Genomic DNA, 25,331 nt, shown 5'->3' on the forward strand with positions numbered 1-25,331 from the left:
GACTAAGTGCCTGACAATATATTATTTGTAACAAAAAACAATTATGAGAAAGTATATCCTTTATTCGTTAGCTATCCTGTTGGCAGCCTGTTCAAAAAGTGTTCCTTATTCTGACGAAACCATTAAAAATGACCTGCGTGTACCTGCTTATCCGCTATTAATGCTCCACCCGCATCTGCGTTTATGGTCGACAACAGATCAGCTGACAGAGAAGAATATGATTTTTACTAATGGGAAAAATCTTCCTTTTGTCGGTTTCCTGCGGGTGGACGGAACGATGTATCGCTTTATGGGTAGACGTGAACTACCTATGCAAGCCATTGCAACAATGGCATACGATTATGAAAGCTGGGAAGGAAAGTACACCTCTCTTAGACCGGATGAAGGCTGGGAGCAACCGGATTTTAATGATCAATATTGGCAGGTAAATGAAGGTGCATTCGGTACACGCGACAGACGTGAAACGAGAACGCAGTGGCTTTCAACTGATATATGGGTGCGGAGGGAAATCGTGGATATTGATCCATATTTGCTTGAGAACAAGAAAATATATTTGCGTTATTCGTATGATGATATAGTTCAATTATATATTAACGGAAAACTAGTCGTAAGTGCGGACCGCGCAGCGGCAAATTTAAAAGTCGAGTTGCCGGATTCTATCTTGAATACAATGAAGGAAGGGAAAGCCCTTATTGCAGCTCATTGTGAGAATAAAACAGGTAGTGCATTGATTGATTTCGGCTTATTTGCAGAGGAGCTGGGAATATTGGTAGAAGGCATAGCTCCTGTTTCTAATGAGAAGGAATGGATTGGGAAATATACAACGGAACAACCGGAAGAGGGTTGGGAAATGGCTGCTTTCAATGATAGCACATGGGCACAAGGAAGCGCTGCTTTTGGCACGGAAGGCGGACCGAGTGTTGGTACTCCCTGGAATACCAATAGGCTATGGATTAGGAGGGAAGTCTCATTCGATCCTTCTTTAGTGAAAAACAGACAACTTTTTGTGCGTTATTCGTATAATGACGGTATGCAGCTGCTTATTAATGGAAAGGAGCTTGTTCGTACAGGAACGAAGGCACGCAACGATGTGAAAGTGCAGATCCCGGATTCTATCTTGGAAACAATGAAAGATGGAAAAGCCTTGTTTGCTGCCCGTTGTGTGAATTGGGGAGGTACTTCCTTTGCAGATTTCGGGTTGTATGGTGAGCTAAAGGAAGCCGGGCAAAAATCAGTGGATGTGCAGGCTACCCAAACACATTATATTTTTGCTTGTGGAGATGTGGAATTGAAACTGACGTTTACGGCTCCTTATTTATTGGATGATTTGGAACTGTTAAGTCGCCCGGTCAATTATATTTCTTATCAGGCTAAAGCCTTGGACGGTAAGGAGCATGATGTCGCTATTTATTTTGAAATGGATCCTCATAAAGCCTTTCGTGCCGGGCAGTCTACGGAGATGTATGAAAAAGACGGTTGGGTGATGATGAAGACCGGTCGGGAGAATCAGAAGTTATGGGTAGATAAGCTGAAAGATGCTCCGGCCTGGGGGTATTTCTATTTAGGAGCGAAAGAGAATGCTACTTGTGCACAAGGGGACGCGGCAGAGATGCGGGCACACTTTATGAAAGAAGGTGATTTGAAAGAAATGCGTCGGTCGAATGAAAAACGTTATGCGGCTATAGCACAGAAGCTGGAAATGAATAGTGAGTTTCCTCAACATCTGATTGTGGCTTTCGATGGATTGTATACAATGGCTTATTTCGGTGAGGACCTACGACCTTATTGGAATAAGGACGGAGATAGAACGATAGAAGGATTATATGAAGACGCGGAAAAAGTATATAAAGAAACAATGGCAAGGTGTTATGCTTTTGACAGGCAATTGATGGAAAATGCTTGCCGTGTCGGTGGTAAAGAGTACGCAGAACTATGTGCTTCGGCATATCGTCAGGCCGTTTCGTCTTTCCAGATGTCTAAGGATTCGAGTGATGAGTTGCTCTATTTTACTACGTTGGTGGGTTCACTGGATATTTATTATGCTGCTTCACCGCTATTTCTTTGTTATAATCCCGATCTGCTGAAAGCAATGTTGAATCCTTTCTTTTATTATAGTGAGAGTGGTAAATGGAATAAGCCTTTTCCGGCTCATGATTTGGGCGGTTATCCGTTTGTAAACGGACAAGCGAAAGGGGGAGATTTACCGGTTGAACATGCCGGAAATATGCTGATTATGGTGGCTGCTATGGCTAAAGCGGAAAAAGATGCATCATACGCAAAGGTTCATTGGGAGACTCTCTCCAAATGGGCGGGGTATTTGGTGGAGAACGGGGTTGATACCGGTAAACAGATTGATACCGATAGCTTTGCCGGCCGCTATTCTCATAATGCTAATTTGTCTGCCAAAGGAATTTTAGGTATTGCATCGTATGCTCTTCTGGCAAAAATGCTAGGTAAGCAGGAAGATGCGGAAAAATATTTGGCAGCAGCAAAAAGAATGGCTGAAGAATGGGAGAAACTGGCATCAGATGGAGATCATTATCGTTTGGCTTTTGATCAGACGGATAGTTGGGGGCAAAAATATAACTTGATTTGGGATAAACTTCTTGACCTTCATGTTTTTCCGGATAGAGTCGTAGAATTGGAGACTGTTTTTTATAGGACTAAATCGAATACTTACGGTTGTCCGTTGCATAGTAAAACTGATTATGCGAAAGCTGATTGGACTGTATGGGCGGCTGCATTGCAAAATGACCGGCTTATGTTTCGTGAGTTTATTCTTCCGCTTTATAATTATATGAATGAAAACAAATGGCGTGTACCAATGGCAGACACTTATAATGTGGTGAATCAGAAAACAAGAGTCACATCGTGGGGAAGACCGGTAACGGGTGCCTATTTCATAAAATTATTAGAGGCGGTTTTAGATGTAAAAGATAATAATATCGTTTCAAAAGATGAAATGAATTGTTCAAAGTAATCCTGATAAAATAGGTGTCTGAATGTTATAATTATAGATGAATAGGGGGATGTTCTGTTTGTCTGTACCTTACAGAGAGCGTGAATGGTAACCTTATGGATTGTAATATACTATTGAATGATGTTGGTTTAATGTGTATATTTGTAAGAAATGCGGGATGAAACATGGAATCAATATAAATCCCATAAATAAAATTAGATAATTATGAAAAACATTTTCCTTCCCAAAGTAATGATGTGTATAATTGCGCTGTTTACTTTAATTTTACCTGCTTCTGCACAAAAAACAAATGCGACTGAGTACAAAGAAACATTGAAGAAGATTATGGACTTTTCTGGTACTTCGACCACTACGGATGACTTTTTCCAGAAATTATCTTCTATAATGAAATTAAATGTGCCGAAAGAAAATGAGGCTTATTGGAATGAGTTTGCTAAAAATTGGAAACAGAAGATGGAAAAGAAGATATTTGAAATGTATATGCCTATTTATGAGAAGCATTTAACATTGGAAGAATTGAAAGCTGTTGCTGCATTTTATGAATCTCCGGTAGGTGAAAAATATAAAGAGGCTTCGTTGATTGTTATGCGTGAGGCAATGCCGTTGTTAGTGCAGCAACTCCAGACAGAGATGTTCAAAGAAGTAATGCCGGAGAGAAGTGAACGAGTAAAAAGAGATGAACAACGGCTGAAGGAATATGAGCAAAAGAAGAAGCGTGATAAAGAGTTATATGCACAAGCTTATATGCTTCCTAGTGATAGTATAGTTGTAGTTCCTGAAGAAGTGTATGAGAAAGCGTATGAGAATGGGAGGTCTACAAGTCCTTCTTTATATTCGATTGAAAGGAGAAAGAATGATACTAAGGTGACATTCATACAACCTATTTATTGGGATTGGCAATGGTTGTATTATAGTCCGGGATTTAAGATTGTTGATAAGAAAAGTGGCGATGAATATAATGTACGAGGATATGATGGTGGAGCTCCGATGGGTAGGCTGTTGGCTGTCAAAGGATTTAATCATAAATATATTTATATCAGCCTTCTATTCCCGAAACTGAAGAAGAGTGTGAAAGAAATAGATATTCTTGAGTTGCCGCATGAAAAGGATAAAGAACAGTTGCCTTCTAATGACGATGGAAGGTCTAAATCATATTTTAATATAAAGGTGAAAGATTATCAGGTTGCTTTCGGTAAGAAAAATAAGAAGATCTATTATTAGTTTAAATGATGATCAGAATTTGAAATGATAATAGTAGGTATATGAACATGAGCGTTTACTGTTTTTGATATAAATTTATTCTATATGAGAAATCGAATTATGATTCTATGCACGTTTTGTGCCATTGCTATATTTTCTTCTGCCCAAGAGAAATACTCAATCAAAGGTATTGCTAATGAGGAATTGAATAATCAATTGTTGTATTTATGCTTGATGGGAGAGGGAGATGAAAAGAATGCTAAAGAAGTTGTTTTGGACAGTACAACAGTGGAAAAAGGTAAGTTCTCTTTTTCCGGTGTATATCAGATGCCGGATATTGCAATCATCAAGGATATGGATGGAGAAACCTATCCGTTGATTCTCGAAAAAGGAAAAATATCTGTGAATACTACTACGAACGAGAGAGGGGGAACACCCTTAAATGATTCATTGAATATAGCTTTAAATCGTATGCAGCTTATAATGGATAATATGGTAAAAACATCAGAGGATATTTATAAGTTAATGACTGGAATGAAGCCTGAGGAATTTGCTGATAAGATGGTGAATGATACTGCATTTAGAGCAAAATATGATAAGATAGAGAAGAAATTTCTTGCACAAATGGATTCTGTATCGCATTGTATAAGGGATTATAAGAATAGTATAGTGGGTATATACCTTTTCTCCATTGGAGGTATGATGATGCCTTTCGAGGACATGGAGATTTTGATGAAAGAAGCTTCGCCTATGTTCTCACAAAATAATCTAGTGAGAAACATTGTGGAAAAGAAGAACCAGGCACAGTTGCGTATGAAGGCGGAAGTTGAAAAGAAAATGACTCCAGAGCAGCGTGAAGAACAAAAGAAACGGAAGGAGATGGACGCTAAGATAAAGATTGGGGAACGTTTCCCGGATGCTAAAGTGAAAGACAATACTGGCAACATGAAGCTCTTGTCTGATTATGTAGGTAAGGGAAAATATGTCTTGATTGACTTCTGGGCTTCATGGTGCGGACCTTGTCGGCATGAAATGCCTAATGTGAAAGCTGCCTATGAAAAATATGCTTCTAAGGGATTTGAGGTGATTAGCATATCTACAGATCGGAAACTGAAACCTTGGAGGGCGGCTATTGAAGAACTTGGAATGAACTGGACACAATTATTGGATGTGGATGCTGGTGACGTATACGGCATTTATGCTATACCCAGAACTTTTCTTGTAGATCCTACGGGGATTGTTATAGACAGAAATTTAAGGGGGAAAAGCTGGAGGAAGCTTTATCGAAGTTGTTTGAATAATCATTGCTTTGTTTTTATTGGATGGGTGAATTGATAGTTGTTATCATACTAATAGCTTTCAACTATCAATTCACCAATGATTTTTATTAAATAAGAAGCCCATCCAATAGTTCTAAATACAGCCCGATAGCCTCTTCTATCTCTTTCAGCATAATATATTCCTCTGCCGTGTGTGAACGTGACGAGCGTCCTGGACCTATTTTAACCGATGGAAAGGACATTAATGCCTGATCGGACAAGGTTGGAGAACCGAAAGGCACACGTCCCTGCTTCACAGCTTTTTGGACAAACGGATGTTTCTCGTCGATTCGTGAAGAGTTGAGGCGGAATGAACGGGCTTGTGCTTCGCAGGAAATATGTTTCTTGATTTCCGCAAACAGTTCTTCATTCGAGTAAAGCTCGTTGCTTCGAACATCGACAACGAACGTACATTTGTCGGGAACGACATTGTGTTGTGTGCCGGCATTGATGACAGTGACACTCATCTTCACAGGTCCCAATAACGGTGATTCTTTCTCGAAACGATAATCACGGAACCAGGCAATGTCGTCCAATACCTTGTAAATAGCATTGTCTCCTTCGTTGCGTGCGGCGTGTCCCGCCTTACCTGTGGCAGTAACATCCAATACCATTAATCCCTTTTCGGCAATGGCAGGTTGCATCTCCGTCGGTTCGCCCACTATGGCAAATGAAACAGGAGGAAGTCCCGATAATACGCTCTCAATTCCGTCTTTTCCAGAAACTTCTTCTTCACAGGAAGCAAGATAAATCAGATTGTATTTTTGTGAAGTACGACATAGTTGCAGGAACACCTGTAATAGAGAAACAACACTGGCACCGGCGTCGTTACTTCCTAACCCATATAATTTACCATTCTCTTCACGTGGAGTGAACGGATCTTTCCGCCAACCATTAACAGGTTTCACTGTGTCTATGTGCGAGTTAAGTAAAATAGTAGGCTTCTTCAAATCAAACATAGGGCTAAAGCACCACACATTATTTCCTTTACGTCCGGTCTGCATACCTGCCATTTCAATATAATTTTGCAGGAAATCCGCAGCCTGGGTTTCTTCCCGGCTGATTGAAGGGATACTAATCAGCGATTTAAGTAGGCTTACAGCCTCTGTCGACATATACGGAATATCATATTTCATAGTGCAAATCTTTTATCTATATCTTAATCTTTGCACAAAGATAGTCGTTTTGAGCAATAGTTTCAAATAAAACTAATACCTTTGTACCATATTTACTAATACAAAGAGTATGACTTATCATCATTTATCTGTCCTGGTCCATCGTCAGGCCGAAAAATATGGCGACAAGGTAGCCTTAAAATACCGCGACTATGAGACAGCTCAATGGATTCCTATTTCATGGAAGCAGTTCTCCGGAACAGTACGGCAAGCAGCTAATGCTTTCGTGGCATTGGGAGTGGAAGAACAAGAGAATATCGGTATATTTTCACAGAATAAACCCGAATGGTTCTATGTAGACTTTGGTGCATTTGCCAACCGGGTGGTTACCATTCCGTTTTATGCAACCAGTTCACCTGCGCAGGCGCAATATATCATTAATGATGCGCAGATTCGTTTTCTTTTTGTCGGTGAGCAATATCAGTATGATGCCGCTTTCAGCATTTTTGGTTTCTGCTCTTCTTTGCAACAACTGATCATCTTTGACCGTTCGGTGGTAAAAGACCCTCGTGACGTTTCATCTATCTATTTTGATGACTTTATGGCGATGGGAGAGGGATTGCCTCATAATGATACGGTAGAAGAACGTACGGAGCGGGCTTCTTATGATGACCTGGCAAATATCCTCTATACTTCCGGCACAACGGGGGAACCGAAAGGAGTTATGCTTCACCATTCCTGCTATCTGGAACAGTTTCATACACACGATGACCGTCTGACGACGATGTCGGATAAGGATGTATCGATGAACTTTCTTCCATTAACACACGTGTTTGAGAAAGCATGGTGTTATCTCTGTATTCATAAAGGAGTGCAGATTTGTATCAATCTCCGTCCGGCAGATATACAGACAACCATTAAGGAAATTCGCCCGACACTGATGTGCAGTGTTCCCCGTTTTTGGGAGAAGGTGTATGCAGGGGTACAGGAAAAAATAAACGAAACAACAGGGTTGAAGAAAGCACTGATGCTGGATGCTATCCGGGTAGGTAGAATCCATAATCTGGATTATCTGCGTCAGGGAAAGACTCCTCCGGTGATGAATCAACTGAAATATAAGTTTTACGAAAAGACTATCTATTCTCTACTGAAAAAAACAATCGGTATTGAGAATGGTAACTTTTTCCCGACTGCCGGTGCTGCCGTTCCCGATGAAATCAATGAATTCGTTCATTCGGTAGGAATCAATATGGTGGTAGGATATGGGCTGACGGAATCTACGGCTACTGTATCTTGTACGCTGCCGGTTGGCTATGACATCGGTTCGGTAGGCGTCGTATTGCCGGGACTTGAAGTGAAGATTGGTGAAGACAATGAAATCCTGCTTCGGGGTAAGACGATCACAAAAGGCTATTACAAAAAAGCGGAAGCCACAGCTGCCGCTATTGAGCCGGATGGCTGGTTCCATACAGGTGATGCCGGTTATTTTAAAAATGGTCAGCTTTTCCTGACGGAACGTATTAAAGACTTGTTTAAAACATCGAACGGCAAATACGTCGCTCCACAAGCTTTGGAAACGAAGTTGGTCATTGACCGTTATATCGACCAGATTGCCATTATTGCCGATCAGCGTAAGTTTGTCTCGGCTCTGATTGTTCCTGTATATGGATTCGTAAAAGAGTATGCCAAAGAAAAGGGTATTGAATACAAGGATATGGCGGAACTGTTGCAGCATCCGAAGATTGTAGGACTGTTCCGTGCACGAATCGATACACTTCAGCAGCAGTTTGCACACTATGAACAAATTAAACGTTTCACCTTACTGCCTGAACCATTCAGTATGGAACGTGGAGAGTTGACTAATACACTGAAACTGAAACGGGCAGTAGTTGCCAAGAATTATAGTGAGCAGATAGAGAAGATGTACGAAGAAAATGAGAAATAAGCGATAGGCGGTTTATCGTTAAAAATGAAACGGTAAACCGTAAATACGCAAACAATAAAGAGTGTATTGGAGCTCTCTTTAAAGTATTACCCCTGTTACAGATTGAACTGTAACAGGGGTAAACTTTGTATTTAGGGGTGCTTTGACACCTTCTTTTTATTATTTATGGCCGGATCATTTCTTTTAATATCCGAAGATTTGTTCCTGAGTCAATTCTTCAATAGGACCTACAGCTTTCAATTTATCCAGCTCCAAATCTTTCTTATCTCCCAGAATACAATAAACATACGTACGTCCTTTTACCCATTGCTTTTGGAAATCGACAATATCTTTCAGCGTCATGTTCTGTATATCGTTGTAGAGTTTGATGCGCGGGTCTACGTTTTGCCCTAAATCCTGTGCATTGATATAACTCCAGATAATGTCACCCTTGATGATACGTTCGGTGCGCAGACGGTTGGTTAATCCGTCTTTAGCCAGTTTGAAAGCAGCTTCGGATTCCGGCATATTGTTGATGATGTCATTAAATGTAGTGACGGCATCAATCATTTTGTCGTTTTGCGTGGCAATCTGTGTACGTAGTACATAGGGATACTTCAAGTAACTCGGCGGCATTATGCTAGCCCAGGCGGAATAAGCCAATCCACGTGTTTCACGCATTTCCTGGAAGACGATGGAGTTCATGCCCCCTCCGAAGTATTCATCATATAATGCGCGGATAGGTTCAATAGCCGGATCATGCTTCTTGTCGAGATTGGATATCTGTGCCATGTATATTTGCTTGGCGTCATAAGGAGCTATTAGAACTTTAGTGACGGGAGTCTCGAGATAAGAATACTCGTTTCCGGCAGGAATCTCTTTCAGAGTTGCCGGAACCTGATGATATTGGTTGATGGTAGCCAGTAAATTTTTGCTGCTGCTTGGACCGTAGTATAAAATACGGTGTTTGTAGCTGTTCTGATTGTGAATCCGGTCTACCAGTTCCTGTGGATTCATATTTGTCAGTTCCGCTTCCGTCAGTAGATTGGTGGCAGGGGATTTGGGACCGTACATGGCAAAGCTCATCAAACGGGAGAAGTTCTGTCCCTGATTCAGTTTGGCATCCGAACGGGCTTTCAGTATATCGCCGGTCATATTAGTATAGGCTTCCTTATTAACCTGCGCATCTGCCAGCAGCTTTTCGAATAATTGTACGGCAGCAGGCATGTTCTCATTCAGTCCGGAAAGTACGACATACGTGCGTTCGTTACCCGGAGAAACATAGAAAGTACAAGCCAGGCGATAGAATTCACTTTTCAGTTCTTCCGGTGTCATGTCCGAAGTACCCAGATATTCGAGATAATCGAATGCTGTTCCCAAAGCTTTGTCATGGTTGTTTCCCATATCAAAGACATAAATCAATTGGAACAGGTCATTGGCTACATTCTGCTTGTAAAGAACCGGAATATCCGATTTTGCTTTTAACTGGCTCATATCCTTTTGATAGTCGAGGAACACAGGTTCAATCGGTTTAACTGCGCTTTCCTGTACCTCCACAAGGAACGGACTGGCTACATCACGATTGGTTATGATGGGAGTAATCTCCGGTTTCGTCATCTTCTTTTCGTTCGGGTCTTTTCCTTGCTTTTTGTAGATAACGGCATAATTATCTTCTTTCAGGTATTTGTTGGCGAACGCTACGATGTCTTCTTTGGTCAGTTTGGCCATGCGGTCGATGGCAGTAACTTCATTTTTCCAGTCTGTGCCGTTGATAAATGAGTTGACAAACATATCGGCACGTCCTTCGTTGCTTTCCATGTTTTGCAGTTCACCGAGCTTGAAGTTGTTGATGTTCGCTTCCAGCATTTTCTCGTCGAACTCTCCGGCACGGAGCTTCTTGATTTCGCTGAGTAGCAAGTCTTTTACTTCTTCCAGTGTTTGTCCTTGTTTAGGAAGTCCTCCTAACAGCAATGCAGAGTAATCTGCCAGTCCCATCGGGTAACCGTAGCTATTCAACACTTTCTGCTGCTGGTTCAGGTCAAGGTCGATAAGTCCTGCCTTTCCATTGTATAATACTTGCGAAACGACTTGCAGGATTTCAAAGTCCTTGTCGGACACACCGGGGAATCTCCAAGCCAGTGCAACGCTTTCGGCATCCGGACCTAACACCTCTTTTACAACAGGTTGCGTGATTGGCGTCTCTTTCGGCAGGTCCAGTTTCGGAAGTTCCGGATTGGGTTTCAATCCGCCGAAATATTTGTCGATCAACACAATCGTTGCATCCGGGTCTAAATCGCCGGACATACAGATTGCCATATTGTTAGGCACATACCATTGTTTATAGTAGTTCTTGATATTCGTGATAGAAGGATTCTTCAGGTTTTCCTGCGTACCTAACACAGTCTGTGTTCCATAAGGATGGTTGGGGAAAAGAGAAGAAAAAATAGCTTCCTGCACTTTGCTATTGTCACGGGTGAGCGACATGTTCTTCTCTTCATATACAGCTTCCAATTCAGTATGGAAACCACGAATCACATTGTTTTCAAAACGATCTGCCTGAATCTTCGCCCAGTTTTCTATCTGGTTGGAAGGAATGTCTTCCTGATAGACCGTCTGGTCATACCAAGTATAAGCATTGCTGCCGGTAGATCCGATAGCTGCCATTAATTTGTCATATTCATTAGGGATAGCATACTTGGAAGCTTCGTAAGAAAGGCTGTCGATGGTGTGGTAAATCGCCTTACGTTCCGCTTCATCCGTAGTCTTACGATAAATCTCGAACTGTTGTTCGATTGCATCCAGCAGAGGCTTTTCGGTCGCGTAGTCTTGTGTGCCAAACTTGTCAGTGCCTTTAAACATCAGGTGTTCGAAATAATGAGCAAGTCCCGTCGTTTCTGCCGGGTCATTCTTCCCGCCCACTCTTACTGCGATAAAAGTTTGTATGCGCGGAGTTTCCTTGTTTACGGTGAGGTAAACCTTTAGTCCGTTGTCCAGTGTGTAAATGCGGGCCTTTAGCGGGTCATCGGGCACTGTTTCGTAGCTATACTTCTTTTGTGAGCTACAGCTGCAAATCACTAATGCCAGGAAGAGTGACAAGCAAGAAAGTTTCAATCGTTTGTTCATAATATGACAACATTTTAATAACAAAAACAAAGGTAGCAGAATTTTGCTTATCTTTGTCCCCGATATCTGAAATTTGTAAATAATAAAATTGTAAATCAAATGATTACTATTGAACAACTTAAAGACGTGAAAGAGCGCACTGATGCGCTGAGGAGGTATCTTTGACATCGACGGGAAGAAAATTCAAGTCGAAGAAGAGCAATTAAGAACACAAGCTCCGGGATTCTGGGATGACCAGAAGAGAGCCGAAGCTCAAATGAAACTGGTGAAAGACCTGCAAAAGTGGATTGAGGGTTACAACGAACTCAAGACGCTGGCAGATGAACTCGAACTGGCATTTGATTTCTATAAAGAAGAACTGGTGACCGAGGAAGATGTAGATGCTGCTTATGCAAAAGCCAGTGAGGCGGTAGAGGCGCTCGAACTCAAAAATATGCTTCGTGATGAAGCCGACCAGATGGATTGTGTGCTGAAAATCAATTCAGGTGCCGGTGGAACGGAAAGTCAGGACTGGGCTTCTATGCTGATGCGTATGTATCTGCGTTATGCCGAGACGAATGGTTATAAAGCTACCATTGCCAACCTTCAGGAAGGGGATGAAGCCGGAATCAAGACCTGTACTATCAATATCGAAGGTGACTTTGCTTATGGTTATTTGAAAGGAGAGAACGGTGTGCACCGTTTGGTCCGTGTTTCTCCCTACAATGCGCAGGGTAAACGTATGACCTCTTTTGCTTCTGTGTTTGTTACTCCGTTGGTAGATGACAGTATTGAAGTTAATATTTTGCCTGCCAATATCTCTTGGGATACGTTCCGAAGCGGTGGCGCCGGTGGACAGAATGTGAATAAGGTGGAGTCCGGTGTCCGTTTGCGTTATCAGTACAAAGACCCTTATACCGGTGAGGAAGAAGAAATCCTGATCGAGAATACCGAAACCCGTGACCAACCGAAGAACCGTGAGAATGCAATGCGTCAGTTACGCTCCATCTTATATGATAAGGAATTGCAGCACCGTATGGCAGAACAGGCAAAGGTGGAAGCCGGTAAGAAGAAGATCGAATGGGGTTCTCAAATCCGAAGCTACGTATTCGATGACCGTCGTGTGAAAGACCACCGTACCAACTATCAGACCTCGGATGTGAACGGCGTGATGGATGGTAAAATAGATGGTTTTATCAAAGCTTATTTGATGGAGTTTTCTTCACAGGAATCATAAAAAATAAAATTAGCAAGAGTTATTTTTGGAAAGTTAATAGATTTGTACTTACTTTGTTAGCGTTGAACTTTAAAGCTAACTATTATGGGTAAGGTGAAGAAAAAAGTAGCAATTAGTAAAAAAGAAGAAGAACAAGCCCAGAAGGTTGTCAAAATAGTGTTCGTCTCATTAATTATTTTGGCATTGATTATGCTGATCGCATTTTCCTTTTTCGGCTGATAGTTCGCCACAAATTATACGGTTAACCCAGATTGTTTGGTTATTGATAGGATGAATATCAAATCCGATGTGTGTTAATCAGCGTAATTTGTGGTGAACTCTTTGTTTTGTAATGCATTTGTGTTCTCTGTAATATAAATGTAACTTTTCTGTCATTTTCCCGTAGTTAATTTGTCATCTCCGTGTATCCTCACAGTTGTACTTTTGCCGTGAATTTAGTAGCAGACAACTGAAATGAGTAGAATCACAACAACCGTCGTTATGCTTTTGCTGGCGACAATGGCCTTTGGACAGGCAAAAGAAGATGCAGGGGATGGTAAGAAGCTGGATAAGCAGACCATGGAGTTTAAGGATTATCTGCCGGAGATTCACGGAACTATCCGGGGAAAGTACGAATACCAGACAGAAACAAGTGAAAGCCGTTTTGAAGTACGTAATGCACGCTTCAGTGTTTCGGGAAATGTGCATCCGATAGTTGCCTATAAAGCGGAAATCGACCTTTCTGATGAAGGTTCTATCAAGATGCTCGATGCGTATGCACGTGTTTTTCCGGTGAAAGACCTGAATTTTACGATTGGTCAGATGCGCGTTCCTTTCACGATAGACGCTCACCGTTCACCACATCAACAGTATTTTGCAAATCGCTCATTCATAGCTAAACAAGTAGGAAATGTGCGTGACGTCGGTTTCACGGCCGGCTATACGAATAAAGGCGGTTTCCCTTTTATCCTTGAAGGAGGATTATTCAACGGCTCCGGTTTGACCAATCAAAAGGAATGGCACAAAACGCTGAATTATTCCATAAAAGCACAGCTATTACCTAATAAGAACTGGAACCTGACACTTAGTACCCAAATGATAAAACCGGAAAATGTGCGCATTAATATGTATGATGCCGGTATTTATTATCAGAATGATCGTTTTCATATTGAGGCGGAATATTTATATAAGATGTACGGGCATGAAGCATTCAAAGATGTTCATGCAGTGAATAGCTTTATCAATTACGATTTACCACTGAAAAAAGTATTCAATAAGATCTCTTTCTTGGCCCGCTATGATATGATGACCGACCATAGTGATGGCAAAATGGACGAAACGACAAAAGCCCTGATTATAAATGATTATGCCCGCCACCGTGTGACAGGTGGAATCACATTAAGTCTTTCCAAAGCCTTCATTGCCGACCTCCGGCTGAATTTCGAAAAATATTTCTATAAGAACTCCGGCATCCCCAAAGAATCGGAACGGGATAAGATCGTGATTGAATTCATGACGAGATTCTGATGTAAATTGAGAATTGAAAATTGAGAATTAAGAAATGATAGTTTGATACCTTGCATCGTGTATCAGAAAACTACAGCGTTTTGATTCTCAATTTTCAATTTTTAATTTATCTTTGTGTCATGGCACAAGAAATAGAACGTAAATTTTTGGTTACCGGTGAATTCAAATCTTTGGCTTTTGCGCAGAGTCGCATTGTACAAGGGTATATCAGTAGTGCTCGTGGGCGTACTGTCCGGGTTCGTATTCGGGATGATAAGGGGTATTTGACGATAAAGGGGGCTTCTAATGCTTCCGGTACCAGCCGTTATGAGTGGGAAAAGGAATTGCCTTTATCAGAAGCGGAAGAATTGATGAAACTTTGCGAACCGGGGATCATTGACAAGACCCGTTATTTGGTGCGCAGTGGCAAACATACATTTGAAGTCGATGAATTTTATGGTGAGAATGAAGGACTTATTGTGGCGGAAGTAGAACTGGAATCAGAAGATGAGGCCTTTGTGAAACCCGGTTTTATTGGTCAAGAGGTTACCGGAGATATACGCTACTATAACTCACAGTTAATGAAAAAACCGTATAAAACGTGGTGAACGTTAACAAATAAACCGTATATTTGTTCTTATATAAAAAAAGAGAGCAGTGTATGGATATGGAACAGTTGTACGGTTATGTGCCGCGTGAATTGGTTACTTTTGTTTTAGTTACTTTGTTTTCATTGCTAATCGGACTTTCGCAGCGTCGGATCAGTTTGAAGCGTGAAGGTGAGACTACTCTTTTCGGAACCGACCGAACTTTTACCTTTATCGGTATACTGGGCTACCTGCTTTATATACTTGATCCTACGGATATGCGCTTATTTATGGGGGGCGGAGCGGTGCTGGGATTGCTATTGGGATTAAACTATTATGTAAAGCAATCACAATTTCATGTCTTTGGCGTGACTACCATTATTATAGCCCTGATTACTTATTGTATGGCTCCTATCGTAGCTACCCAACCTTCCTGGTTTTATGTCATGGTGGTTGTGACAGTGCTTCTGCTGACCGAACTCAAACATACTTTTACGGAATTTGCGCAACGAATGAAGAATGATGAAATGATTACGTTGGCAAAGTTCCTGGCTATCAGTGGTATTATATTGCCGATGCTTCCTCATAAAAATCTGCTTCCGGATGTAAATCTCACTCCTTACTCTATTTGGCTGGCAACGGTAGTGGTATCCGGCATTTCTTATCTCTCTTATTTATTAAAGCGATATGTATTTCATGAATCCGGAACATTAGTCTCCGGTATTATCGGCGGATTATATAGCAGTACGGCTACTATCTCGGTACTTGCCCGTAAAAGCCGGAAAGCTTCGGAGCAGGAAGCTACTGATTATGTTGCTGCCATGTTATTGGCTATCAGTATGATGTTTCTGCGCTTTATGATATTGATACTTATTTTCAGTCGGGAAATCTTCTTGTCTATTTATCCGTATCTGTTGACTATGGCAGTGGTGGCAGCTATTGTGGCCTGGTTTATTCATTCCCGTCAAAAGCGTTCCAACGACCAGCCTGTCGAAGCGGAAGAGGATGATAGCAGCAATCCGTTGGAATTTAAAGTTGCTTTGATTTTTGCCGTACTCTTTGTCGTATTTACTTTCTTAACTCATTATACACTCGTTTATGCAGGTACAGGCGGATTGAATCTCCTGTCTTTTGTATCTGGTTTTAGTGATATCACTCCTTTCATATTAAACTTGTTGCAAAATACGGGTAGTGTTGCTGCATTGATAATTACTGCTTGTAGTATGCAGGCTATCATCAGTAATATAATGGTAAATATGTTCTATGCTTTATTCTTTGCCGGGAAAGGAAGTAAACTTCGTCCTTGGATTCTGGGAGGGTTCGGTGTGGTGATTGCTTGTAATCTTGTGTTGTTGCTGTTCTTTTATATTTAAAGGGGCTTTTAGGTATAAAACAACTGTTATTTGTATGGACGAGATAGATTCTTAGATTTATTTTAGAATAAAATGCTCATGTATATAATTCCATAAAAATATCCCTATCTATTTTTACTTGATATTAATAGATAGGGATATTTGTAGAAAGAGCCTTTACCAAGACCAGTCGCTCTCTTTGTAATTTGCCTCTACTGCTGTCTCGATCTCATCAGGTAGATTATGATAGAAATCAAGTCCGGTTATGGATTCTAACTCATCGATAGATTTTGCACATGCTTTAATATTTTTTGATTTGTCGCTTTTGTGCTCTATATAAAATCCAATAGCTTTGTACTGTCCATTCTTATAAGATAAGATTGTACTGAAGTAATATTTAGGTATCTTGACACCATACGTACCTGTTTCCAGTATTGCATAATCTATGGATGTTCCTTTCACAATGTAAGTTGTATCTTGAGGATTTGACACCTTTGCCCACTCCTGTACTTTGTTCTCTATCGCATCCCAAGTACTTCCACCTTGGTTGAATCCGGTTATTAGTTGCGGACTGATATTAGAATAATAGAATGTCTGACTATTTGCTTCACGGCTATATAATCTGTCACTTGAAGCTACCATGTGTCCTCTATTATACGGTGAATAGTAGTCTTGTTTGTCAGTCCTGTATTGTGCCGGAATATTAGTATCTGGTTTATAATCGTCTTTACGATCCACATTCTTTTGAGAAGTCACATTGTCAAAAGTCAATGCTACCCAACGTACATGTTTTTTCGTACAATCGTATTCATAACTGTAAGTGACAGTCTTTTTTCCATTCTCTGTAGTTGTCCAGGTATGAAAAATGTTCATGCTTCCACCTTTCAGTTTAGGAATTTCGATTCTTCCTGCATACCCTGATGGATTAGGGTCCGGATCTGGATCCGGATTTGAACCATCGCCTGCTAATTGTTTGAGTGTGAATTTAGCCGCCTCTTTCCCTGCTATGATTGTAATAACGACACTTCGTTCAGCTCCGGTATTTGCTTTCATATATCCGCTGATTGAGCCGTTTCCGTTGCCGGATGTTCTACTCAATGTGCACCAAGTCTCACTACTTGAAGCCTGCCATGTGCCGTCAACTTTTACACGAATGATAAATCCGCCTCCGTTTCCATTGATTTGCGTTTGGTCAATAGAGGCGATTCCTTGATTCGTGTTGCCCGGATTATCAGGGAGTTCGGGAGAATCCTGTTCACTACATGAGATTGCTGTGCTACAGGTTATGAACAGGATGAATAGTTTAAATAATGCTTTTGTCATTTTATCTCTTTGATTAAATAAATAATAGTAGGCAAGTGATCGCTATATCCGTTTAGCCATACACCACCTGCTTGTGTCCGTTTAGGATATCCTTTGTATTTCCCTTCTTTTTGGAACATAAAATCACGGCGGAAAATTTCATGTTTATAGAATTTCAGTGTACTGCGGTCAGTACCTAATAGATTTCCGGTAAATACGATTTGATCGAACAAATTCCATTTACCTTTGTACATCAGAGTTCCGTATCCTTTCTTCAAAGTATCCCACCACGGATTGTACAAGTCTGTAGGACCTACATCAGCAGGTTTCCGCTTAGCTCCAAGTGCTACAGCCATACTTTTATCCATCGGGTCATCGTTCATATCCCCCATGATAACAATTTTGGCTGCGGAGTCTTCCCTTAACAGTGAGTCTTTGATAGCTCTTACCTGTTCTCCTGCACGTTCACGCGCTGGAGAAGCCGCTGCTCTTGAAGGCCAGTGATTGACGATAAAGTGCATCTTTTCTCCTGCAATATTACCGCTGGCAATCAGGAAACCGCGCGTCTTATGTATTGTGTCATTGATATATACATAAGGTACGAGCTTGCTATTCGTTAGCTCAAACAGTTTGGGATTATAGAAAAAAGCACAGTCTACACCACGTTGGTCTTCTCCTTCGTAGTGAACATACTGGTAACCTCTGTCCGCTAAAGCAGGTTGTTTCAGTATGTCTTCCAATACTCTGTAGTTTTCGATTTCAGAAACGCCGATAATGGCGGGGCCCATTGGTAACTTGTCAGTACTTAACAGACTTAATATTTCCGACATGTTTTTCAGCTTAGCCTTATACTTCATCGTATTCCACTGATTAGTACCGTTAGGAAGATACTCGTAGTCATTCTTACCTTCATCGTGAATGGTATCAAACAAATTCTCCATATTGTAGAACGCTACACTGTAGAGGGCAAATTTCTTTTCCTGTCCGTAGGCCATGAGGACGAAAAGAGTGAGTACACCTAAAGTAATTAAGCTTTTTTTCATCTTTAAAATTGATTTTAAAAGTGGGTAATTTGTCATTCGTATGACAAATATCTAAAAAGAAAACGGAAAAACCACCCTTACTAGTTACTTTTTTTGTAAAAAACATTGTTATTCATAAAATTCTTTGTTATTTTGCGTAACAACTTATTTCATTTGTATTGCAAAACGAAAGACCAATTAACATTAATATAAATTAAATTATGAAACAACGACTAGGGTTAGCGATCGTGCTATTTTGCTTAATGCCAGCACTTTTTGCACAGCAAAAGGCAAAGCAAAACGCCCGTGAGGACAATGCTTCTTTCATGTTTACAGAATCACAATTGAATGAGGATGATGATGCAGCACAGAGCACATCTGCATTGGTCACTTCTAACAATGATGTTTATCTGTCAAATGTAGGTTATCTGTTTAGCCCAATGAGATTTCGTGTGAGGGGATATGATTCCCAGTATAGTGACATGTATATCAATGGGGTACAGTTTAATGATGCAGAAACAGGACGTTTCAGTTACGGACTAATAGGAGGATTAAACGATGCTACCCGTAATAAGGAGGGGATCGGTCCTTTTGAAATTAACAACTTTACTTTCGGAGCCATAGGGGGAGCTTCCAATATTAATTTACGTGCCAGCCAATATGCGGCCGGTTCAAAACTAACCTTATCAGGTAGTAACCGCAACTATATCTTGCGTGGAATGTATACTTATTCTACAGGTCTGATGAATAATGGATGGGCCTTTACCGGTTCATTGGGATATCGTTGGGGTAACGAGGGAAATATTGAAGGAATCAAGTACAACTCTTTTTCTTACTTCCTCGGTGCTGAGAAAGTGTTCAATGATCGCCATAGTCTCTCTTTGGCAACTTGGGGAACACCTACGGAGAGAGGACAGCAAATGGCGGCAACTGAAGAAGCCTATTATTTAGCAAACAGTCATTATTATAATCCGAACTGGGGATATCAGAATGGAGAAAAACGAAATGCGCGTATTGTACGCCAGTTCGAGCCATCAGCTATCGCTTCATGGAATTTCACCATTGATGATAATAAGAAACTGGTGACGAGTGCCGGATTCAAATATTCCAATTATGGCAAAAGTGCTTTGGGCTGGAATGGTAATGCAGCCGATCCACGCCCGGATTATTATAAAAAATTGCCTAGCTCTATCTTCGACGTGTGGGAATCCGTTCCTACTGCTGATGAACTGCAGCAGTTTAATGAGGTTACTGATAATTGGAAGAATAATAAAGCTTATCGTCAGTTGGATTGGGATGCTCTTTATTTTGCCAATAAACAAGCGAATGCATTAGGTAAAGAGGCGCTTTATTATGTGGAAGAACGTCACGACGACCAGTTGGCTTTCAACTTGAGTTCTGTATTCAATCATCAATGGAATGAGCACAATAGCTACGTTGCTGGAATTGCAGTGAATACAACCAAAGGTATGCATTATAAGAAAATGAAAGACTTGCTGGGCGGACAGCTTTATACGGATGTCGACAAGTTCGCAGTACGTGACCATGGCGCTAGTTCCAGCATGGTGCAGAATGACCTCGATAATCCTAACCGTCGTATTGGTGAAGGTGATAAATTTGGTTATGACTATAACATCTATGTGAATAAGCAGAGCGCATGGGTACGTTATCAGGGTAATAATGGCGGATCATTAAATTATTTTGCTTCCGGTAAAATAGGATCTACACAAATGTTCCGTGACGGATTGATGAGAAACGGACGTGCGCCATTGAAATCACTTGGTAGTAGCGGTACGGCGAAATTTCTGGAAGGCGGTATAAAAGCTGGTCTGAATTGGGCTATCAATGGTAATCATTCCTTCACGTTGAATGCCGGATATGAAGAACGTGCACCGCTGGCTTACAACTCTTTCATCGCTCCGCGTATCAAGAACGACTTTGTGAGAGATTTGAAAACAGAGCGTATCATTGGTGGTGATTTGACTTACAACTTCAATACTCCTTGGGTGATGGGACGTTTGACGGGTTATTACACTCGTTTCCAGAATCAAGTAGAGATGGATGCTTTCTATAATGATAGCGAAGCACGTTTCACTTATCTTTCTATGAACGGTATTGAAAAGGAACATTGGGGAATAGAAGCAGCAGCTACTTTTAAATTGACAAGTGAACTGTCATTAACTGCTATCGGTACTTGGAGCGAAGCTAAGTATACCAATAATCCGGATGCTGTGTTGACGTATGAAAGTGAGAATGAGTCAAACCTCGACCGTGTTTATGCTAAAGGTATGCGTGCTAATGGCACTCCGCTTTCTGCTTATAGTCTAGCTTTGGATTATAACGTAAAAGGTTGGTTCTTCAATTTGACAGGAAATTATTATGACCGTGTATATATCGATTTCTCAAGTTATCGTCGTCTTGGCAGTGTATTGGATAAGAATGGTGCCGGTGTAGATGCTAACGGAAATCCGGTTCTCAATGTACCGGGTCAGGAGAAACTGGATGGCGGATTTATGTTGGATGCTTCTATTGGAAAATATATCCGTTTGCGCAATGGAAAGAGCATTAGTCTTAATTTGAGTTTGACTAATATCTTGAATAATACAGATTTGCGTACAGGTGGTTTCGAGCAAAACCGTGATGATAATTACAAAGACGGTGATGCACGTGTTTACAAGTTTTCCAAGAATTCTAAGTATTTCTACGCATTCCCGTTCAATGCTTTCTTGAACATTGGTTATAGATTTTAAGAATGTGTAGTTATCAATCCAAAACAAAAAGAAAGGAAGAAACAATTATGAAGAAATTACTATCTATATTATGTACCGGATTGCTGCTATGTGGCGCAGGTCTCACTTCCTGTGAGAACTATGATGATCCGGTGACGGGAAATGCTTATGGCAATAATTCGATCCCGGAAGGACGTACGATTTCAATAGCGGCATTGAAAGAGAAATATAATGATTTCATCGATACAAGCAAAGACACTTATACGACTATCGAAGGTGAGACACGTATTGAAGGAGTAATAACCTGTGATGATGAAAGTGGAAACTTGTATAAGAAGCTCGTGGTGGCAGATGAAACAGGAGCGATCGTTATTGGTGTTAATGCAACCGGATTGTATGCATTCTGCCCGGTAGGTCAGAAAGTAGTGATTGACTGTAAGGGTTTGCAGATAGGTAGCTATCGTAAACAGGCACAGATCGGAACTGTTTATAATAATTCTGTAGGACGTATGCCAGAGTATGTTTGGAAACAACATGTACGTTTGATAAACGAACCTAAGTTGTACTATTCGGAATTGACGCCGATTGAAATTACTACTCCTGCTGATCTTGCTGCTATAGATTTGAAGGAAGCTCCTGTACTGGTTACTTTCAAAGATGTAAAACTTTCTGAAGCAGATGGAACAGCTACTTACGCTCCAGGAGATGAAGGTTCGGTAAAGCGTTATTTTACTTATGCTGACGGTACGCAGAGTGGAAGTAATCTATTCCTTTATACCAGTGCTTATGCAAATTTCTCAATGGAAGTAATGCCACAGGGCAGTGTAAATATTACAGGTATTTTATTGCGTTACAATAACCAATGGGAGGTTGTTGTCCGTACTTTAAGCGATATCAAACGAAATAATTAATTCAATTAACACATATAATTATGAAAAAGATTCTAAATGCTTTATTCATGACACTGCTTGCGGTGTTCACATTTAGTTCATGTAGTGATGTACCGGCTCCTTATGATATATTGGGAGAAGGTGATGTTCCAGGGTTGACGGGTGATGGTACGAAAGAGAATCCATATAATATAGAAGCCGCACAACAGAAACAAGACGGTTCCATAGCTTGGGTGCAAGGATATATTGTGGGTGCTATAGAAAATGTATATGATGATAAAGGGGAATTTGCAGGCAATAAGGCTAGCTTTACAGCTCCTTTTAATATAACATCTAATGTACTGATTGCTGAAAGTCCAGATGAAACCAATGAAAGTAAATGCTTACCGGTTAAAATAAAAAATGGTAGTGATCTAGCCAATGCTTTAAATTTGAAAGACCATCCTGAAAATAAGGGAGGAGTCTTATTGATTCAAGGGGAGTTGAGTGCTGGTTTCGGTAAGGCAGCATTGATTAATACGACAGCTGCAGTATTTAATAATAAAGAGATTGGTGAAGAACAAGGTGGAGAAACTCCGGGTGGTAGTACCACGATTACAGAAAATCAACCTTATTCTGTATCGTTTGCTTCAGACCTTGCAGGATTTGCAGTTGAAAATAAAGTAAGTGAGGGCTTGACTGGGGATGTTTGGTATTACAGTAAGAAATATACTGCTGCTACTGCCAGTTCATACAATGGATCTACAAATGTTCCAGCAGAAGGATGGTTCCTTTCTCCGGTTTTAGATATGACAGCTATTAGTAAAGCAACATTGACATTTGAACACTCTTCTTATAGTGAAGGTAAACCTGAAGAGTTAATGCTAAAAGTTAGAGAGGAAAATGCGACCTCTTGGACTGATTTAGTTATTTCTAACTACTCTAATGGTCGTGATAATCATGTAACTACTACTGTGGATCTTACAGCTTTTGCTGCAAAGAAAGCACAAATTGCTTTTGTGTATAAAAATCTTGCAGGAGGAACTAATAATACATGGTATATTTATAATTTGAAGGTTGCTGCTGGTGAGGGTGGTGGAGAAACTCCGGGAGAAGGAACAGAACTATTGACTAATGGAGGATTTGAAATTTGGGCAGACGGGTACCCAACAGGTTGGAAGTCTGTGTCTACGGCAAGTAGTGCAACTCTTGAACAGTCTACTGATAAACGAAGTGGTACATATTCTGTTTTAGTAAAGGGGGATCCGTCAGGTAATAAGCGTCTTGGTAGTACAGAAATGACATTGAAAGCTGGAACTTATGTGTTCTCTGCTTATTTTAAAGCAGCTACAGCGGATAGTAAAGCAAGTGCAGCTTTAGGCTATGTGCCAATTGGTGAAGATGGAACGATTGGTGGGAGTGATTACAAATATGATGATTATGTTAATGATTTGGCTAATACTGATTGGGTATTTAAAAGTTATACATTTACTTTATCAGAACAACAAAAGGTGTGCTTACTTGTAATGAATTCGAAGAAACCGGGAGGTAATTTGTTGGTTGATGATGCTAGTTTAAAAACAACAGATGGTGGAATTGTAGGTGGTGGAGGAGTAGATCCGGAACCAGATCCGGAGTTAGATCCATATGAAAGTAATATAACCATGCCTACTACTGCTGACTCTAAAGTAGATTTCTATTATAATTGTACCATAAATAATTTCGCTAGTTTAAAATTGGGCAAAAGTGGTTTTGCTGGAACATGGACATCTGAAGTTCTTGGAGCTGCAAAGACAAAATTGTCTTTCTATTCTGTTGCTTGGACAGGCAAGAATGATACAAGTTTAACTGTAGAAATTGTAGGTGGAGGGACTTTTGAAGGTGGCGAAGTTTCAAAGACAATAAGTTTGACTGCAAATACAGGTTTCTCAGGCTCAGGAAGTTCTTATTCAATTGTTCCCGTTGTTGATACAGACTATCATGAATATACTTTAACTGGTACTACGGCAAATTCTAAGATTAAGTTTTCGACAGACAAAGAGCGTGGAGCTGTCTTCGGGGTTAAAGTGAAATAATAGTATAAGGTTAATATAGCAGAAATATCTCAAAGGGAGAATGAGGGGTTCTCTTCTTCTCTTTGAGATATTTTTTTTTTTTCCTCTTATTCGCAGGAAATAGGAATATGCATCGTAGGTTATCATAAGAATTGAAATATGAAATATTTAGAAAAATGTCTTTTATTGAGTCTGTTGTGTATAAGTTTTTATTCTTGTAGCAAGGATGAAAATAACGACTCCAATAATTTTGCCACCGGCATTGTAGAACTCCCTGCTCTCCGCAATGGTGCAAACGATGTATTCATAACCCACTCTACTACTTTCAACGGGCAGAAAGTAACCTCTTTCAGTATGGAATACGATAAGAGTAAGAAACATTCCCGTTGGATTGCCTTTCGGTTTGATAATCAAACAAAGCAACAAAATGTGTCACGTAGTGATGAGCCTTTTGATGCAGATCCTGCTATCGGCTCACAATACCAACGTGTGCAAGCCGATTTTGGAAAACAAGGTTATGATAGAGGGCATCTTTGTGCTTCTGCCGACAGACTTTATTCGCGTGAGGTGAATGAACAGACCTTCTATTATACGAATATGAGTCCTCAACGAAATAAATTTAATACAGGTATATGGTTGACTTTGGAGGGACAGGTGCAATCATGGGGACGTAGCTGCACATCTTCAGATACCTTATATGTGGTAAAAGGAGGAACGATTGATAAGGAAGATCAGATCAGAGGATATATTAGTAACGACCTTAGCAAACCTATTCCTAAATATTATTATATGGCTTTGTTGTTTAAAAAAGGAGATTCATTCAAAGCGATCGCTTTTTGGATGGAGCATACTGACACTCCGAAATCAACAAAACTTGTTGACTATGCATTATCCATAGATGAACTGGAAGAAAAGACAGGAATCGATTTTTTCCCGAACTTGAATGACAATTTGGAAAATGCGCTTGAGGCTACATATTCAACAAAAGCATGGCCGGGATTGGAATAAGATTGCCACGTTAATAGTAACACTTTCTTTTCAAGGCAGGGTATAC

The 25,331-nt window shown here is 40.5% G+C and carries 17 protein-coding genes; 13 read left to right on the forward strand and 4 right to left on the reverse strand.

What is annotated here, in order from left to right; genetic code table 11:
- Positions 1 to 43: 43 nt before the first annotated feature.
- From NXV01_RS06610 to NXV01_RS06620, 3 genes are all read left to right on the forward strand, one after another.
- Positions 44 to 2,980 (forward strand): glutaminase family protein, encoded by a 2,937-nt coding sequence (locus NXV01_RS06610; RefSeq protein WP_259022025.1) that lies wholly within the window; start codon positions 44 to 46, stop codon positions 2,978 to 2,980.
- Positions 2,981 to 3,184: 204 nt separating this feature from the next.
- Positions 3,185 to 4,201 (forward strand): DUF2059 domain-containing protein, encoded by a 1,017-nt coding sequence (locus tag NXV01_RS06615; RefSeq protein WP_148364086.1) that lies wholly within the window; start codon positions 3,185 to 3,187, stop codon positions 4,199 to 4,201.
- An 84-nt stretch (positions 4,202 to 4,285) separates the two neighbouring features.
- Positions 4,286 to 5,515, forward strand: coding sequence for a TlpA disulfide reductase family protein (locus NXV01_RS06620; protein ID WP_259011321.1), 1,230 nt, complete (start codon positions 4,286 to 4,288; stop codon positions 5,513 to 5,515).
- Between the two features lie 52 nt (positions 5,516 to 5,567).
- Here the strand turns inward: NXV01_RS06620 and NXV01_RS06625 are convergent, their stop codons facing one another.
- On the reverse strand, positions 5,568 to 6,635 hold the full coding sequence (locus NXV01_RS06625; protein ID WP_195648856.1) for a M20 family metallo-hydrolase: 1,068 nt from the start codon (positions 6,633 to 6,635) through the stop codon (positions 5,568 to 5,570).
- Positions 6,636 to 6,744: 109 nt separating this feature from the next.
- On the opposite strand from NXV01_RS06625, the gene NXV01_RS06630 reads away from it, so the two are divergent.
- Positions 6,745 to 8,559 (forward strand): long-chain fatty acid--CoA ligase, encoded by a 1,815-nt coding sequence (locus NXV01_RS06630; protein WP_259022027.1) that lies wholly within the window; start codon positions 6,745 to 6,747, stop codon positions 8,557 to 8,559.
- Between the two features lie 183 nt (positions 8,560 to 8,742).
- On the opposite strand, the gene NXV01_RS06635 is transcribed toward NXV01_RS06630, so the two are convergent.
- Positions 8,743 to 11,661: a pitrilysin family protein gene (locus tag NXV01_RS06635; protein ID WP_259022028.1), complete on the reverse strand. Its 2,919-nt coding sequence runs from the start codon at positions 11,659 to 11,661 to the stop codon at positions 8,743 to 8,745.
- A gap of 99 nt (positions 11,662 to 11,760) precedes the next feature.
- On the opposite strand from NXV01_RS06635, the gene prfB reads away from it, so the two are divergent.
- The 5 genes from prfB to NXV01_RS06660 all read left to right on the forward strand — a co-directional run bounded on the left by prfB (position 11,761) and on the right by NXV01_RS06660 (position 16,322).
- Positions 11,761 to 12,877 (forward strand): peptide chain release factor 2 gene (gene prfB, locus NXV01_RS06640; RefSeq protein ID WP_143256892.1). Its coding sequence is split into 2 segments (ribosomal slippage): positions 11,761 to 11,823 and positions 11,825 to 12,877, totalling 1,116 coding nucleotides; the frame shifts between segments, so codons are not numbered across the junction.
- Between the two features lie 84 nt (positions 12,878 to 12,961).
- Positions 12,962 to 13,096, forward strand: coding sequence for a hypothetical protein (locus tag NXV01_RS06645; RefSeq protein ID WP_004299554.1), 135 nt, complete (start codon positions 12,962 to 12,964; stop codon positions 13,094 to 13,096).
- Positions 13,097 to 13,330: 234 nt separating this feature from the next.
- Entirely contained in the window at positions 13,331 to 14,383 is a 1,053-nt protein-coding gene (locus tag NXV01_RS06650; protein ID WP_259022031.1) for an OprO/OprP family phosphate-selective porin, read from the forward strand.
- 119 nt (positions 14,384 to 14,502) lie between these two features.
- The gene (locus NXV01_RS06655) at positions 14,503 to 14,970 is read left to right on the forward strand and encodes a CYTH domain-containing protein (RefSeq protein ID WP_259022032.1); all 468 of its coding nucleotides are present in this window, start codon (positions 14,503 to 14,505) and stop codon (positions 14,968 to 14,970) included.
- Between the two features lie 59 nt (positions 14,971 to 15,029).
- On the forward strand, positions 15,030 to 16,322 hold the full coding sequence (locus NXV01_RS06660; RefSeq protein ID WP_195648964.1) for a DUF4010 domain-containing protein: 1,293 nt from the start codon (positions 15,030 to 15,032) through the stop codon (positions 16,320 to 16,322).
- A gap of 156 nt (positions 16,323 to 16,478) precedes the next feature.
- Here the strand turns inward: NXV01_RS06660 and NXV01_RS06665 are convergent, their stop codons facing one another.
- Positions 16,479 to 17,624 (reverse strand): DNA/RNA non-specific endonuclease, encoded by a 1,146-nt coding sequence (locus NXV01_RS06665; RefSeq protein ID WP_148364080.1) that lies wholly within the window; start codon positions 17,622 to 17,624, stop codon positions 16,479 to 16,481.
- The gene (locus tag NXV01_RS06670) at positions 17,621 to 18,646 is read right to left on the reverse strand and encodes an endonuclease/exonuclease/phosphatase family protein (RefSeq protein WP_258979273.1); all 1,026 of its coding nucleotides are present in this window, start codon (positions 18,644 to 18,646) and stop codon (positions 17,621 to 17,623) included. Before NXV01_RS06670 ends, NXV01_RS06665 begins: the two co-directional genes overlap by 4 nt.
- 200 nt (positions 18,647 to 18,846) lie before the next feature.
- Between NXV01_RS06670 and NXV01_RS06675 the strand changes: the two genes are divergently transcribed.
- The 4 genes from NXV01_RS06675 (at position 18,847) to NXV01_RS06690 (ending at position 25,285) form a co-directional block, all read left to right on the forward strand.
- A complete protein-coding gene (locus NXV01_RS06675; RefSeq protein WP_259022034.1) occupies positions 18,847 to 21,375 on the forward strand; it encodes a TonB-dependent receptor in 2,529 nt (842 codons plus the stop codon).
- Positions 21,376 to 21,422: 47 nt separating this feature from the next.
- Positions 21,423 to 22,265 (forward strand): DUF5689 domain-containing protein, encoded by an 843-nt coding sequence (locus tag NXV01_RS06680; protein WP_258979274.1) that lies wholly within the window; start codon positions 21,423 to 21,425, stop codon positions 22,263 to 22,265.
- A 20-nt stretch (positions 22,266 to 22,285) separates the two neighbouring features.
- Positions 22,286 to 24,298, forward strand: a complete 2,013-nt coding sequence (locus NXV01_RS06685) for a DUF6359 domain-containing protein (protein ID WP_234132607.1) — start codon at positions 22,286 to 22,288, stop codon at positions 24,296 to 24,298.
- Positions 24,299 to 24,436: 138 nt separating this feature from the next.
- The gene (locus NXV01_RS06690; RefSeq protein WP_234132605.1) at positions 24,437 to 25,285 is read left to right on the forward strand and encodes a DNA/RNA non-specific endonuclease; all 849 of its coding nucleotides are present in this window, start codon (positions 24,437 to 24,439) and stop codon (positions 25,283 to 25,285) included.
- Positions 25,286 to 25,331: the final 46 nt, after the last annotated feature.

The organism is Bacteroides sp. BFG-606, assembly GCF_024788145.1.
In the GTDB taxonomy this organism is placed as follows: domain Bacteria; phylum Bacteroidota; class Bacteroidia; order Bacteroidales; family Bacteroidaceae; genus Bacteroides; species Bacteroides vicugnae.

Excerpts from the sequence above, each read along its gene's own strand:
- NXV01_RS06610 (WP_259022025.1), top strand. The coding sequence starts at position 44 with ATGAGAAAGTATATCCTTTATTCGTTAGCTATCCTGTTGGCAGCCTGT.
- NXV01_RS06615 (WP_148364086.1), top strand. The coding sequence starts at position 3,185 with ATGAAAAACATTTTCCTTCCCAAAGTAATGATGTGTATAATTGCGCTG.
- NXV01_RS06620 (WP_259011321.1), top strand. The coding sequence starts at position 4,286 with ATGAGAAATCGAATTATGATTCTATGCACGTTTTGTGCCATTGCTATA.
- NXV01_RS06625 (WP_195648856.1), bottom strand. The coding sequence starts at position 6,635 with ATGAAATATGATATTCCGTATATGTCGACAGAGGCTGTAAGCCTACTT.
- NXV01_RS06630 (WP_259022027.1), top strand. The coding sequence starts at position 6,745 with ATGACTTATCATCATTTATCTGTCCTGGTCCATCGTCAGGCCGAAAAA.
- NXV01_RS06635 (WP_259022028.1), bottom strand. The coding sequence starts at position 11,661 with ATGAACAAACGATTGAAACTTTCTTGCTTGTCACTCTTCCTGGCATTA.
- NXV01_RS06645 (WP_004299554.1), top strand. The coding sequence starts at position 12,962 with ATGGGTAAGGTGAAGAAAAAAGTAGCAATTAGTAAAAAAGAAGAAGAA.
- NXV01_RS06650 (WP_259022031.1), top strand. The coding sequence starts at position 13,331 with ATGAGTAGAATCACAACAACCGTCGTTATGCTTTTGCTGGCGACAATG.
- NXV01_RS06655 (WP_259022032.1), top strand. The coding sequence starts at position 14,503 with ATGGCACAAGAAATAGAACGTAAATTTTTGGTTACCGGTGAATTCAAA.
- NXV01_RS06660 (WP_195648964.1), top strand. The coding sequence starts at position 15,030 with ATGGAACAGTTGTACGGTTATGTGCCGCGTGAATTGGTTACTTTTGTT.
- NXV01_RS06665 (WP_148364080.1), bottom strand. The coding sequence starts at position 17,624 with ATGACAAAAGCATTATTTAAACTATTCATCCTGTTCATAACCTGTAGC.
- NXV01_RS06670 (WP_258979273.1), bottom strand. The coding sequence starts at position 18,646 with ATGAAAAAAAGCTTAATTACTTTAGGTGTACTCACTCTTTTCGTCCTC.
- NXV01_RS06675 (WP_259022034.1), top strand. The coding sequence starts at position 18,847 with ATGAAACAACGACTAGGGTTAGCGATCGTGCTATTTTGCTTAATGCCA.
- NXV01_RS06680 (WP_258979274.1), top strand. The coding sequence starts at position 21,423 with ATGAAGAAATTACTATCTATATTATGTACCGGATTGCTGCTATGTGGC.
- NXV01_RS06685 (WP_234132607.1), top strand. The coding sequence starts at position 22,286 with ATGAAAAAGATTCTAAATGCTTTATTCATGACACTGCTTGCGGTGTTC.
- NXV01_RS06690 (WP_234132605.1), top strand. The coding sequence starts at position 24,437 with ATGAAATATTTAGAAAAATGTCTTTTATTGAGTCTGTTGTGTATAAGT.